The sequence below is a fragment of the Streptomyces sp. NBC_00691 genome (assembly GCF_036226665.1).
Lineage (GTDB): Bacteria > Actinomycetota > Actinomycetes > Streptomycetales > Streptomycetaceae > Streptomyces.
Genome location: NZ_CP109007.1, coordinates 1794117 through 1806991 on the forward strand (window position 1 = coordinate 1794117; position 12875 = coordinate 1806991).

Consider the following 12875-nt stretch of genomic DNA (forward strand, 5'->3'; position numbering starts at 1 on the left):
CCGGTGCCCGCACAATAGATGCGATGCCGGAATACGAATTTGTCGACGTGTACGTGCCGCGCGGTGTCTCCCGCAAGGAGGCGACGCGGCTGTTGACCGACCATGCCGAGTACGGACACTGGGAGTTGGACCGTCTGACCCTGCACCGGGACGGGAGTCGCAGAGTGCGGCTGAAGCGGCGGATCATCCGCCAGGTACGAGCGACCTGGTAGAGCGACGAGAAGGGGCCCCGCGGTCTGCGGGGCCCCTGTGCGTGGTGCGTGGTGCGTGGTGCGTCGTCCGCCGAGCAAGCGCGCCCGGACCGGCCCTCCGCGCCTCTCGATCGGCGCCTCGGGCCGGCGGCGCCGCGGTCAGGCGGCGTTGCGCGACCGGCGGTAGATCAGCGAACCGGCGAGCAGCAGACCGGCCCCGGCGGGGACGATCACGCCGAGCGGACCGGAACCGGTCTCGGCGAGCTCCTCGACGGCACGGGGCGGAGTGACGCTGTGCTCACCCGGGGTGTTCGGCCCACCCTCACCGCCGGGGTTGCCGGGCGTACCCGGGGTGCCGGGCGTGCCCGGAGTCCCGGGAGTACCGGGGTTGCCAGGAGTTCCGGGGTTGCCCGGATTTCCAGGGTTGCCCGGATTCCCGGGGTTGCCAGGGTTACCGGGGTTGCCCGGATTCCCAGGGTTACCCGGGTTACCGGGGTTGCCCGGATTCCCAGGGTTACCCGGGTTACCCGGATTTCCAGGGTTACCGGGGTTACCCGGGTTCCCCGGGTGCGTCGGCTCGATGCCGTTGCCGCAGCTGTTGCCCGCCGCGGCGTTGCCCAGGCCGATGCCCGTGACGCTGTTGCCGCACACGTTGACCGGGACGTCGACAGGCACCTGGACGGTGTTGCCCGAGCCGACGCCCGGGGAGTTGCCGGTGTGCCCGCCGGCGGAGGAACCGCCGCCCGGCTTGCCCGGCTTGGAGGTGTTGGCGCACTTGTTGCCCATCGCCGGATTGAGCACTCCGACGACGTTGACGGTGTTTCCGCAGGCGTTCACCGGCACGTGCACCGGGACCTGGACGGAGTTTCCGGACGCGACGCCCGGGGAATTCGTGGCCGCACCGTTCGCACCCGAATCGGCGTGCGCGTAACCGCCGCCGACGGCGGCGAAGACGCCTCCGGCTGCCGCAAAGGTGACCAGACCCTTGCGCGTGACCTGTCGCATAGCTGTTCCCTGCCTGCTCGGCTTCGAAAGAGTGCCACCGGGCGGAACGCCCGGGGCGGAAATGGCCACCGGCCCCGGAGTGCATGGCACGCACTCCGGGGCCGGACCGGCTCACACCCTCACGGGGCGAGGCACAACGTCAGGCGTTGACGCAGGTGTTGCCGAAGGCGGGGTTCAGCAGCCCGATCACGGAGACCGTGTTGCCGCACACGTTCACGGGGACGTGAACCGGCACCTGGACGACGTTGCCCGAGAGGACACCGGGGGAACCGATGGCCGCACCCTGGGCACCCGAGTCGGCAACGGCCATGCCCGCGCCCGCGAGAACCAGACCGCCAGTGGCAGCCGCAGCAGCGACGACCTTCTTGATCATTATTCCTCCTAGTTGGAAATGCGGTCCCAGCCGCGGACCGCACCACCTGTAACGAGGGGGAATGGTGGGGGCTACGAGCCTCCGTGTTCATTCACTCTTTCCGGTCACATGCAAACGCGCGGACGAATTCGCCGTCCGCCGTCAGGAGGCGTCGATGAAACGGTCCAGGACACGGGCGCCGAACTTGAGACCGTCCACCGGCACCCGCTCGTCCACGCCGTGGAACATGCCGGCGAAGTCGAGCTCCGGCGGCAGCTGGAGGGGGGCGAAGCCGAAGCAGCGGATGCCGAGGTCGTCGAAGGACTTCGCGTCGGTGCCACCGGAGAGCATGTACGGCACGGCGCGGGCGATCGGGTCCTCGGCGCGCAGCGCCAGTTGCATGGCGTCGACCAGGGCGCCGTCGAAGCTGGTCTCCAGGGCCTTGTCTCCGTGCACGTCCTCGCGCTTCACGTTCGGCCCGAGGATCCGGTCGAGGTCGGCGAGGAACTCCTGCTCGTAGCCGGGCAGGAAGCGCCCGTCGACGTGCGCGGTGGCCTGGCCGGGGATCACGTTCACCTTGTAGCCCGCGCCGAGCATGGTCGGGGCGGCCGAGTTCCGCAGGGTGGCGCCGACCATCTTGGCGATGCCGCCGAGCTTGGCGAGGGTGCCGTCCATGTCCTCGGGGTCGAGCGGGGTGCCCAGCGCGTCGGAGAGCTCGTCCAGGAAGGAGCGGACGGTCTTGGTGACCCGCACCGGCCACTGGTGGCGGCCGAGGCGGCCGACGGCCTCGCAGAGCTCGGTGATGGCGTTGTCGTCGTTGGTCATCGAGCCGTGGCCGGCCGTGCCCTCGACGGTCAGCCGCATCCAGTGCATGCCCTTCTGGGCGGTCTCGACCAGGTAGAGCCGCAGGTTCTCGTTCACGGTGAAGGAGAAGCCGCCGACCTCGCCGACGGCCTCGGTGACCCCGTCGAAGAGGTCCCGGTGCTTGTCGACCAGGTGCCGGGCGCCGTAGGTGCCGCCGGCCTCCTCGTCGGCGAGGAAGGCGAGGACGATGTCGCGCGGGGGCTTGCGGCCGCTGCGCAGCCGGTCCCGGACGACCGCGAGGGTCATCGCGTCCATGTCCTTCATGTCGACGGCGCCGCGGCCCCAGACGCAGCCGTCGGCGATCTCCCCGGAGAAGGGGTGGTGGGTCCAGTCCTCGGCGTTGGCCGGGACGACGTCGGTGTGGCCGTGGATCAGGAGGGCCGGCCGCGACGGGTCCTCGCCCTCGATGCGGGCGACGGTGGAGGCCCGCCCCCGGTGCGACTCGATGATCTTCGGTTCGAGACCGACCTCGGCGAGCTTCTCGGCGATGTACTCCGCCGCCGCCCGCTCGCCCGGGCCGGAGTGGTCGCCGTAGTTGCTGGTGTCGATGCGGATGAGGTCGCGACAGAGGTCCACGACCTCGTTCTCGGCGGTCTCGGCGTTGCCGCTTCGACCCGTGTTCGACTCGCTCACGCTGCTTCCTCCCACTACGTGCCCCACGTGATTGCTTCGGTCCTCGTCCCATCCTCCCGCGTGCCCCCCTCCAGCCCCAAGGGCGGCCCTCGGCCGACATGCGTCTGTCACATGACGGGGGCGACCGGGGGTGGTGATCCGCCACCCCGAATGTTTGCTATGGTTTTCCTCGTCGGAAGGGCCCAGCGGCCAGGAAGACAGACACCTTGTCCGGGTGGCGGAATGGCAGACGCGCTAGCTTGAGGTGCTAGTGCCCTTTATCGGGCGTGGGGGTTCAAGTCCCCCCTCGGACACCACACGAAGTCCCGGTCGATCTCATCGACCGGGACTTTCGGCATGAGTACGTGCACGTGCAGTCACGAGGCGGAGCGGTGAGACGGAGAGCGAAGGCGCCGGTCGCGCCGTTGCCGCAGCGGGACGGGATCGATCCCGTACGGCTGCGGCTGCCGGAGGACCCGGAAGGGGTCTGGGCGACCGTACGGGAGCACCTGCTCGACCGGTACGGGGCCGCCGTCGGGACCGGGCGGGTCGAGGAGATGCTCGGTGCGGGCCGGTTCGTCGGGGTCGACGGGCCGGTGACCGGGGACGATCCGTACACCGTGGGCCGGTATCTCTGGTTCCACCGTGACTTTCCGGTGGAGGAGCCGGTGCCGTTCCCCGTCGGGGTGGTGTACCGGGACGAGCGGATCGTCGTCGCGGACAAGCCGCACTTCCTCGCCACGATGCCCCGGGGGCGGCACGTCACGCAGACCGCGCTGGCGCGGCTGCGGCGGGAGCTGGAGCTGCCGTGTCTGCAGCCCGCGCACCGGCTCGACCGGCTGACGGCGGGGCTGGTGCTCTGCGTCGTACGGCCGGAGGACCGGGGGGCGTACCAGACGCTGTTCCGGGACCGGCTGGTGCGCAAGGAGTACGAGGCGGTGGCGCCGTACGACCCGGTGGTGGAGCTGCCGGTGACGGTGCGGAGCCGGATCGAGAAGGAGCGCGGGGTGATGGCCGCCCGGGAGGTGCCGGGCGAGCCGAACAGCGAGAGCCGGATCGCGCTCGTGGAGCGGCGGGGCGGGCTGGGGCGCTACCGCCTGGTGCCCGAGACCGGGCGGACGCATCAGCTGCGGGTGCACATGAACGCGCTGGGACTGCCGATCCTGCACGATCCGATCTATCCGGTGGTCCGTGAGGACGGGCCGGAGGACTTCCGGCGTCCGCTGCAGCTGCTGGCGCGGACGCTGGAGTTCACCGACCCGTTCACGGGTGTGCCGAGGCGCTTCGAGAGCCGGCTGGCTCTCAGTGGCCTCGGTTGATCCACTCCTGGAGGTGCGGGGCCTCGGCGCCGATCGTGGTGCTGTCGCCGTGGCCGGTGCGGACCGCCGTCTCCGGCGGGAGGGTGAGGAGCTTCTCGCGGATCGAGTCGACGATCGTGGGGAAGTCCGAGAAGGACCGGCCGGTGGCGCCGGGGCCGCCCTGGAAGAGGGTGTCGCCGGTGAAGACCGTGCCCAGGTCGGGGGCGTACAGGCAGATGCCGCCGGGGGCGTGACCGGGGGTGTGCAGGACCGTGAGGTCGGTTCCGGCGATGGTGAGGACCTGACCGTCGGCGAGTTCGCCGTCGGGGCTGTGGTCGGGGTGGGTCTGCTTCCACAGCGGCTGGTCGGCGGCGTGGAGCAGGATGCGGGCGCCGGTGGCGGCCGCGAGCGCCGGGGCTGCGTCGATGTGGTCGTTGTGGGCGTGGGTGCAGACGATGGCGCGCAGGGCGCGGCCGTCCAGGGCGGCGAGGATGGCCTCGGCGTCGTGGGCGGCGTCGATGACGATCGCCTCGGTGTCGTCGCCGACGATCCAGACGTTGTTGTCGACGTCCCAGGTGCCGCCGTCGAGGCTGAAGGTGCCGGAGGTGACGAGGTGGTCGATGCGGGCGGCCATCAGAACACCACCACCGAGCGCAGGACGTCGCCCTCGTGCATGCGGCCGAAGGCCTTCTCGACGTCGCCGAGGCCGATGGTCTCGGTGACGAAGGCGGCGAGGTCGATGCGGCCCTGCTGGTGGAGGTCGACGAGCATCGGGAAGTCGCGGGAGGGCAGGCAGTCCCCGTACCAGGAGGACTTGAGCGCGCCGCCGCGGCCGAAGACGTCGAGGAGCGGGAGTTCGAGCTTCATCTCGGGGGTGGGGACGCCGACGAGGACGACGGTGCCGGCGAGGTCGCGGGCGTAGAAGGCCTGCTGGTAGGTCTCGGGGCGGCCGACGGCCTCGATGACGACATCCGCGCCGAAGCCGCCGGTGAGCTCGCGGACGGCCTCGACGGGGTCGGTGGAGCGGGAGTTGACGGTGTGGGTCGCGCCCATCGCCTTCGCCGTCTCCAGCTTCCGGTCGTCGATGTCGACGGCGATGATCTTCGCGGCTCCGGCGAGGCGGGAGCCGACGATCGCCGCGTCGCCGACGCCGCCGCAGCCGATGACGGCGACGGTGTCGCCGCGGCCGACCTCGCCGGTGTTGAGGGCGGCGCCGATGCCGGCCATCACGCCGCAGCCGAGGAGGCCCGCGACCTCGGGGGCGACGGCGGGGTCGACCTTGGTGCACTGACCGGAGGCGACGAGGGTCTTCTCGGCGAAGGCGCCGATGCCGAGGGCCGGGGAGAGCTCCGTGCCGTCGAGCAGGGTCATCCTCTGCTTGGCGTTGTGGGTGTCGAAGCAGTACCAGGGGCGGCCGCGCAGACAGGCGCGGCACTGGCCGCACACCGCGCGCCAGTTGAGGATGACGAAGTCCCCGGGCTCGACGTCGGTGACGCCCTCGCCGACCGACTCGACGATCCCCGCGGCCTCGTGGCCGAGCAGGAAGGGGAACTCGTCGTTGATCGCGCCCTGCTTGTAGTGGAGATCGGTGTGGCAGACGCCACAGGCCTGGATCTTCACGACGGCCTCACCGGGGCCGGGATCGGGGATCACGATCGTCTCGACCCGTACCGGTTCGTTCCTGCCCGGGGCGATGACCCCCTGGACGTGCTGCGGCATCGCGAACTTCCCTTCCTCCGACCGGATCTTGTAAGGCTCTTGCGTACCACTATCTCCTGACAAAAGGCGAGACCCCCGCAGGCCGTGCCTGCGAGGGTCCCGCCGATCCCGTGGGGGAGGTCAGTCGCGGTTGGCCGCGGCGGTCGTGCGGACCCGCTTGCGGACGAGGAACCAGCCGCCGACGAGCGCCGCCCCGATGAGCGGCAGGCAGCTGACGGTGGTGCGGCTGATGCCGCCGTCCATCCACATGAGGACGAGGACGGAGCCGAGGAAGACGAGGGTGACGATCTGGGTGTAGGGGGCCCAGGGCAGGTTGTAGCCGGGGCGGGTGAGCCTGCCCGCCTGGGCGTTGCGCCAGAACAGGAGCGAGCAGACCATGATCATGGCCCAGGTGCCGATGATGCCGATGGAGGCGAAGTTGAGGACCAGTTCGAAGGCCTCGCCGGGCATCACGTAGTTGAGCGCGACGCCCATGACGCCGAAGGCGGCGGTGAGCAGGATGCCGCCGTAGGGGACGCCGCCCTTGTTCATGACGCCGGTGAACTTCGGCGCGGAGCCGGAGAGCGACATGGAGCGCAGGATGCGGCCGGTGGAGTAGAGGCCCGAGTTGAGGCTGGAGAGCGCGGCCGTGAGGACGACCAGGTTCATCACGCCGGCGGCGCCGGGGATGCCCAGCTTGTCGAAGACGGTGACGAAGGGGCTCTGGTCCCCGGAGTACGCGGTGTACGGGAGGATCAGCGCGAGCAGGACGACCGAGCCGACGTAGAAGAGGCCCACGCGCCACATGATCGAGTTGATCGCCTTCGGCATGATCTTCTCGGGGTTCTCGGTCTCGCCGGCGGCGACGCCGCACAGCTCGACGGAGGCGTAGGCGAAGACGACACCCTGGATGAGCAGCAGCATCGGCATCGCGCCGTTGGGGAAGATGCCGCCGTTGTCGGTGATGTTGGCGAGGCCCGGGGTGCTGCCGCCGACGTCGTGCGAGGTCACGACGAGGAAGATGCCGATCAGCATGAAGGCGACGAGGGCGCCGACCTTGATGATCGCGAACCAGAACTCCATCTCTCCGAAGTACTTCACGGAGATGAGGTTGGCGGCGAGGACGACCGCGAGGGCGACCAGCGCGAGGATCCACTGCGGGACGTCGCTGAACATCGACCAGAAGTGGGCGTAGGTCGCGGCCGCGGTGATGTCGGCCACGGCGGTGGTCGACCAGTTGAGGAAGTACAGCCAGCCGGCCGTGTAGGCGCCCTTCTCGCCCATGAACTCACGGGCGTAGGAGACGAAGGCGCCGGACGAGGGGCGGTAGAGCACGAGTTCGCCGAGGGCCCGCACGACGAAGAAGGCGAAGACGCCGCAGACCGCGTACGCGATGAAGAGGGAGGGGCCCGCCTGGGACATCCGGCCGCCGGCGCCCAGAAAGAGGCCGGTGCCGATCGCGCCGCCGATGGCGATCATGTTGATGTGCCGGGACTTGAGGTCCTTGCGGTATCCGGCGTCGCCGGCGTCGACGTGGGGGGCGGCCGGGTTCGCCGTGGCGGCGGACAGCGGGTCGGCCGCGGTGACGCGGTCACTCATGGAGTTGTTCGCCTTCGTGAGGGGGCTGTGCGGTACCCGGCCGTGCCTGGTGGGGGGTCACCCCGGGCACGGCCAGCGCACATCCTCACGGCAAGGAGAGGTACCTGACTGTGGCGCATGTCACTGAACGCCCATATTTGAGCTAGTTCAGAGCTTGACGGCGCCTTTGTGCGAGCTTACGGAGCGAGGACGTCCAGTTCCTGCAGGGCGCCGACCGCGATCTGGCGGGTGAGCTCCTCGGCGCGGGCCGCGTCCCGTTCCCGTACGGCCTCGGCGACCTGGACGTGGAGGGTGACGGCGGCCGGGTCGGGGTCCTCGAACATCACGTGGTGGTGGGTGCGGCCGGTGAGGACCTCCGCGACGACATCGCCGAGGCGGGCGAACATCTCGTTCCCGGAGGCGTTGAGCACGACCCGGTGGAAGGCGATGTCGTGGACGAGGTACTCCTCCAGGCGGCGGCCGCGCGAGGTGGCGACCATGCCGAGGGCGTGCTCGGTGAGCTCGCGGCACTGCTCGGGGGTGGCGTTCTCGGCGGCCAGGCCGGCGGCGACGGGTTCGACGGCCGAGCGGAGCACGGTGAGCGAGCGGAGCTGGCGGGGGCGGTCGGCGCCGGCCAGCCGCCAGCGGATGACCTGGGGGTCGTACACGTTCCAGCTGGCGGTGGGGAGGACGGTCACGCCGACGCGGCGGCGGGACTCGACCAGGTGCATGGACTCCAGGACGCGGACGACCTCGCGGACCACGGTCCGGGAGACGTCGAAGCGCTGGGCGAGCTCGTCGCTGCGCAGCACGGTGCCGGGCGGGTACTCCCCCGCGGTGATCGCGAGACCCAGGGTGGCGAGGACCTGCGAGTGAAGCCCCTGGGCCGGTGTCGTCATGGTGGCAAGCCTATGCGCGCTCGCATGGATGATCACATCGGGAATTAAAAGTACTACTTTTATGTCACAGCCTCTTGAATACGTCGTACCCAATGGGTTTCATGGGCGCGACGGATCGATGTCGAAGAAGACAGCGAGGCACCACCCATGAGCACCACCCCCCAGCCCCGAACGACGGCGGTCGTCGTCGTGATGGGCGTCGCCGGGACCGGCAAGACCACGATCGGCCCGCTGGTCGCCGAAGCCCTCGGCCTCCCCTACGCCGAGGGCGACGACTTCCACCCGCCGGCCAACGTGGCCAAGATGTCGGCCGGTACCCCCCTGGACGACAGCGACCGCGAGCCCTGGCTGGACGCCATCGGCTCCTGGGCGCACGACCGGGCCGGGCTCGGCGGTGTGGTGAGCAGCTCCGCGCTCAAGCGCAGCTACCGGGACCGGCTCCGCGCCGCGGCCCCCGGTGTGGTCTTCCTTCATCTGACCGGTGACCGGGAGCTGATCGAGCGGCGCATGGGGGCCCGCAAGGGCCACTTCATGCCGACGGCGCTCCTCGACTCCCAGTTCGCCACCCTGCAGCCGCTGCAGGAGGACGAGGCCGGCGTCGCCGTCGACGTCTCCGGCACCCCCGAGGAGATCTCCGCCCGGGCGGCCGCCGCGCTGCGCGGCCTCGCCGGCTGATCCCCGTCCCCCGCTCCCCGTCCCCCGTTCCCCGCTCGTACGAAGGACACCACCGTGACCAGTCTCAGCGTCGAGATCCTGGCAGCGGACGCCGCCGAACCGATCACCTCGGCAGGCAACGCCCAGCTCGGCATCGCCGTACTCGCCGGCATCGCCGTCATCGTCGTGCTCATCACCAAGTTCAAGCTGCACGCCTTCCTGGCGCTGACCATCGGGTCGCTCGCCCTCGGCGCGTTCGCCGGTGCACCGCTCGCGGACACCATCAAGTCGTTCACCACCGGCCTCGGCAACACCGTCGCCGGCGTGGGCGTCCTGATCGCGCTCGGCGCGATCCTCGGCAGGCTCCTCGCCGACTCGGGCGGCGCCGACCAGATCGTCGACACCATCCTGGCCAGGGCCAGCGGCCGGGCGATGCCCTGGGCCATGGTCCTGATCGCCTCGGTGATCGGTCTGCCGCTCTTCTTCGAGGTCGGCATCGTGCTGCTGATCCCGGTGGTGCTGCTCGTCGCCAAGCGCGGCAACTACTCCCTGATGCGGATCGGCATCCCGGCCCTCGCCGGACTGTCCGTGATGCACGGCCTGATCCCGCCGCACCCCGGCCCGCTCGTCGCGATCGACGCCGTCGGCGCCAACCTGGGCGTCACCCTGGCCCTCGGCCTCGTCGTCGCGATACCGACCGTGATCATCGCCGGTCCGGTGTTCTCCCGGTACGCCGCCCGCTGGGTCGACATCCCGGCCCCCGACAACATGATCCCGGTGCGTCCCTCCGAGGACCTGGAGAAGCGCCCCGGCTTCGGCGTCACCGTCGCGACCGTGATGCTGCCCGTCGTCCTCATGCTGGTGAAGGCCCTCGTCGACATCGTCGTGGACGACCCGGAGAACGCCGTCCAGCAGGTCACCGACGTCATCGGCTCCCCGCTGATCGCGCTGCTCGCCGCCGTCATCGTCGGCATGTTCACCCTGGGCCGCGCGGCCGGCTTCACCAAGGAGCGGCTGTCCTCGACCGTCGAGAAGTCCCTCGCCCCGATCGCGGGCGTGCTGCTGATCGTCGGCGCGGGCGGCGGCTTCAAGCAGACCCTGATCGACATCGGCGTCGGCCAGATGATCCTGGACTTCTCCGAGAACTGGTCCATCCCGGCCCTGCTGCTCGCCTGGCTGATCGCGGTCGCGATCCGGCTGGCGACGGGCTCCGCGACGGTGGCGACGATCTCGGCGGCGGGCCTCGTCGCTCCGCTGGCGGAGGGCATGTCGACGACCGAGACGGCGCTGCTCGTCCTCGCGATCGGTGCGGGCTCGCTCTTCTTCAGCCACGTCAACGACGCCGGGTTCTGGCTGGTGAAGGAGTACTTCGGCATGACCGTCGGCCAGACGATCAAGACCTGGTCGGTGATGGAGACGATCATCTCGGTCGTGGGCATCGTGTTCGTGCTGCTGCTGTCGCTGGTGTTGTGACGCGGCTCCCCCGCGTACGGCTCCGAGGGCCGGTCGTGGCTGACACACTGTCGGCCATGACCGGCCCTCACGCGCTCAAGCCCTTCCTCCTCGCCTTCCCCGGCCCCCTGCGGGACCGGCTCGTCGCGGCGGTCCTGTCCGGCGAGAAGGTCGCCACGACGGGCCTGCTCGTGGAGTACGAGGTCGAGGCCGAGGACCTGCCGGAGCCGGGCGAACGCTCGGCGCTCATCGACTCCGACGGTCGCGAGGTGGCGGTCGTGGAGGTCACCGAGGTCGAGGTCCTGCCCCTGGGCGAGGCCGACCTGGGGCTGGCGCTCGACGAGGGCGAGGGCTTCCTGTCGGTACCGGAGTGGCGCGCTGCACACGAACGCTTCTGGCACAGCGAGGAGATGCGGGAGGGGCTGGGGGACCCGGGGTTCGTGGTGGACGACTCGACGATGGTGGTGGTGGAGCGGTTCAGGGTGGTGGAGCTGTTTCAGGAGGGCTGAGGGCGGTGGCCCACCGCGGAGCCCTGCGTCAGGTGTGGTCGAAGGAGCTTCGCCATACCGTCCTCCCGCTCCGCCGCGGAGCCCGGCGTCAGGCGATCGCCTTCGCCGTCGCCCTGCCCGCCGCTCGGCCCGAGAAGATGCAGCCGCCGAGGAAGGTGCCCTCCAGGGAGCGGTAGCCGTGGACTCCGCCGCCGCCGAAGCCGGCCGCCTCGCCCGCCGCGTACACGCCCTCCAGCGGTTCTCCGCCCTCGGTGAGGACGCGGGAGTCGAGGTCGGTCTCCAGGCCGCCGAGGGACTTGCGGGTGAGGATGTTGAGGCGGACGGCGATCAGCGGGCCGGCCCCGGGGTCGAGGATGCGGTGCGGTACGGCCGTGCGGATCAGCTTGTCGCCGAGGTACTTGCGGGCGCCTCGGATCGCCGTGACCTGGAGGTCCTTGGTGAAGGGGTTGGCGATCTCACGGTCGCGGGCGGTGATCTCGTGGCGCAGGGCGGTCTCGTCGATCAGGTCCTCGCCGGTCACGCGGTTCATGCCCCGGACGAGGGCCGAGAGGTCGTTCTCGACGACGAAGTCGGCGCCCTTGTCCATGAACGCCTGGACCGGGCCCGGCACATCGGCGCGGGCGCGGCCGATCACGTCGCGGACGGACTTGCCGGTGAGGTCGGGGTTCTGTTCGGAGCCGGAGAGGGCGAACTCCTTGCCGATGATCCGCTTGTCGAGGACGAACCAGGTGTGGTCGTGGCCGGTGCGCATGATGTGTTCGAGGGTGCCGAGGGTGTCGAAGCCGGGGAAGAGCGGGACGGGCAGGCGCTTGCCGGTCGCGTCCAGCCAGAGCGAGGACGGTCCCGGGAGGATGCGGATGCCGTGCCTGGCCCAGATGGGGTTCCAGTTCTCGATGCCCTCGGTGTAGTGCCACATCCGGTCGCGGTTGATGTGGTGGGCGCCGGCCTTCTCGGCGATGCCGAGCATCAGGCCGTCGACGTGGGCGGGCACTCCGGAGAGCAGCCGGGCGGGCGGGGTGCCGAGCCGTTCGGGCCATTGGGCGCGGACCAGTTCGTGGTTGCCGCCGATGCCGCCGGAGGTGACGATCACCGCCTGGGCGCGCAGTTCGAAGGCGCCGGTGGCCGTCCGGGTGCTCGCGGTGCCGCGCTCGGCCGTGGAGGGTTCCAGGATCTCGCCGGTGACGGTGTCGACGGCTCCGGCGGTGCGGCCGAGGGCGGTGACCCGGTGGCGGAAGCGGAGCTGGACGAGGCCGCGGGCGACGCCCTCGCGGACCTTCCGCTCGAAGGGGGCGACGAGGCCGGGGCCCGTACCCCAGGTGATGTGGAAGCGGGGGACGGAGTTGCCGTGGCCGTTGGCGTCGTAGCCGCCGCGCTCGGCCCAGCCGACGACGGGGAAGAACCGCACCCCGCGCGCGTGGAGCCAGGACCGCTTCTCGCCGGCGGCGAAGTCGACGTACGCCTCGGCCCATTTCTTCGGCCAGTGGTCCTCGGCCCGGTCGAAGCCGGCCGTGCCGTACCAGTCCTGGAGGGCGAGGGCGTGGCTGTCCTTGACGCGCATGCGGCGCTGCTCGGGCGAGTCGACGAGGAAGAGACCGCCGAAGGACCAGTGGGCCTGGCCGCCGAGGGACTGTTCGGGTTCCTGGTCGAGGAGGATCACGGTGCGGCCGGCGTCGACCAGCTCGGCGGTGGCGACGAGGCCGGCGAGGCCGGCCCCGATCACGATCACATCTGCGTCGTAGGACATGGACCGCATCTTGGATACA

General features: G+C 70.6%; 13 protein-coding genes and 1 tRNA gene. 6 read left to right on the forward strand and 8 right to left on the reverse strand.

What is annotated here, in order from left to right; translation table 11 throughout:
- Window positions 1-23: 23 nt before the first annotated feature.
- On the forward strand, window positions 24-212 hold the full coding sequence (locus tag OG392_RS07965; RefSeq protein ID WP_073915128.1) for a DUF5703 family protein: 189 nt from the start codon (window positions 24-26) through the stop codon (window positions 210-212).
- 138 nt (window positions 213-350) lie between these two features.
- Here OG392_RS07965 and OG392_RS07970 read toward each other — a convergent pair whose 3' ends face one another.
- The 3 genes from OG392_RS07970 to OG392_RS07980 all read right to left on the reverse strand — a co-directional run bounded on the left by OG392_RS07970 (window position 351) and on the right by OG392_RS07980 (window position 3045).
- The gene (locus OG392_RS07970; RefSeq protein ID WP_329277024.1) at window positions 351-1196 is read right to left on the reverse strand and encodes a chaplin; all 846 of its coding nucleotides are present in this window, start codon (window positions 1194-1196) and stop codon (window positions 351-353) included.
- Between the two features lie 139 nt (window positions 1197-1335).
- Window positions 1336-1569, reverse strand: a complete 234-nt coding sequence (gene chpH / locus OG392_RS07975; RefSeq protein WP_030315925.1) for a chaplin ChpH — start codon at window positions 1567-1569, stop codon at window positions 1336-1338.
- Window positions 1570-1710: 141 nt separating this feature from the next.
- Window positions 1711-3045, reverse strand: a complete 1335-nt coding sequence (locus tag OG392_RS07980; protein WP_329277026.1) for a M20/M25/M40 family metallo-hydrolase — start codon at window positions 3043-3045, stop codon at window positions 1711-1713.
- 208 nt (window positions 3046-3253) lie between these two features.
- Here OG392_RS07980 and OG392_RS07985 point away from each other — a divergent pair.
- Window positions 3254-3341: transfer RNA gene (locus OG392_RS07985), tRNA-Leu, on the forward strand.
- A 75-nt stretch (window positions 3342-3416) separates the two neighbouring features.
- Entirely contained in the window at window positions 3417-4343 is a 927-nt protein-coding gene (locus OG392_RS07990; RefSeq protein ID WP_329277028.1) for a pseudouridine synthase, read from the forward strand.
- Here the strand turns inward: OG392_RS07990 and OG392_RS07995 are convergent.
- The 4 genes from OG392_RS07995 to OG392_RS08010 all read right to left on the reverse strand — a co-directional run bounded on the left by OG392_RS07995 (window position 4327) and on the right by OG392_RS08010 (window position 8497).
- Window positions 4327-4956 carry an MBL fold metallo-hydrolase gene (locus tag OG392_RS07995; RefSeq protein ID WP_329277030.1) on the reverse strand — a complete coding sequence of 210 codons (630 nt, stop codon included), beginning with the start codon at window positions 4954-4956 and terminating at the stop codon, window positions 4327-4329. The two genes, OG392_RS07990 and OG392_RS07995, sit on opposite strands and share 17 nt — an antisense overlap.
- Window positions 4956-6041, reverse strand: coding sequence for an S-(hydroxymethyl)mycothiol dehydrogenase (locus OG392_RS08000; protein WP_329277033.1), 1086 nt, complete (start codon window positions 6039-6041; stop codon window positions 4956-4958). Before OG392_RS08000 ends, OG392_RS07995 begins: the two co-directional genes overlap by 1 nt.
- 120 nt (window positions 6042-6161) lie before the next feature.
- On the reverse strand, window positions 6162-7619 hold the full coding sequence (locus tag OG392_RS08005; protein ID WP_329277034.1) for an amino acid permease: 1458 nt from the start codon (window positions 7617-7619) through the stop codon (window positions 6162-6164).
- A gap of 176 nt (window positions 7620-7795) precedes the next feature.
- Window positions 7796-8497, reverse strand: a complete 702-nt coding sequence (locus tag OG392_RS08010; protein WP_329277036.1) for a FadR/GntR family transcriptional regulator — start codon at window positions 8495-8497, stop codon at window positions 7796-7798.
- 147 nt (window positions 8498-8644) lie between these two features.
- Here OG392_RS08010 and OG392_RS08015 point away from each other — a divergent pair, with 147 nt between their 5' ends.
- Genes OG392_RS08015 through OG392_RS08025 form a run of 3 tightly spaced genes read left to right on the forward strand, consistent with a single transcriptional unit; the run spans window position 8645 to window position 11112 of the window.
- The gene (locus OG392_RS08015; RefSeq protein ID WP_329277038.1) at window positions 8645-9172 is read left to right on the forward strand and encodes a gluconokinase; all 528 of its coding nucleotides are present in this window, start codon (window positions 8645-8647) and stop codon (window positions 9170-9172) included.
- 54 nt (window positions 9173-9226) lie between these two features.
- On the forward strand, window positions 9227-10624 hold the full coding sequence (locus OG392_RS08020) for a GntT/GntP/DsdX family permease (RefSeq protein ID WP_329277040.1): 1398 nt from the start codon (window positions 9227-9229) through the stop codon (window positions 10622-10624).
- Between the two features lie 56 nt (window positions 10625-10680).
- Window positions 10681-11112, forward strand: a complete 432-nt coding sequence (locus tag OG392_RS08025) for an ASCH domain-containing protein (RefSeq protein WP_329277042.1) — start codon at window positions 10681-10683, stop codon at window positions 11110-11112.
- 88 nt (window positions 11113-11200) lie between these two features.
- Here OG392_RS08025 and OG392_RS08030 read toward each other — a convergent pair whose 3' ends face one another.
- Window positions 11201-12856, reverse strand: a complete 1656-nt coding sequence (locus OG392_RS08030; RefSeq protein ID WP_329277044.1) for an FAD-binding dehydrogenase — start codon at window positions 12854-12856, stop codon at window positions 11201-11203.
- Window positions 12857-12875 lie beyond the last annotated feature (19 nt).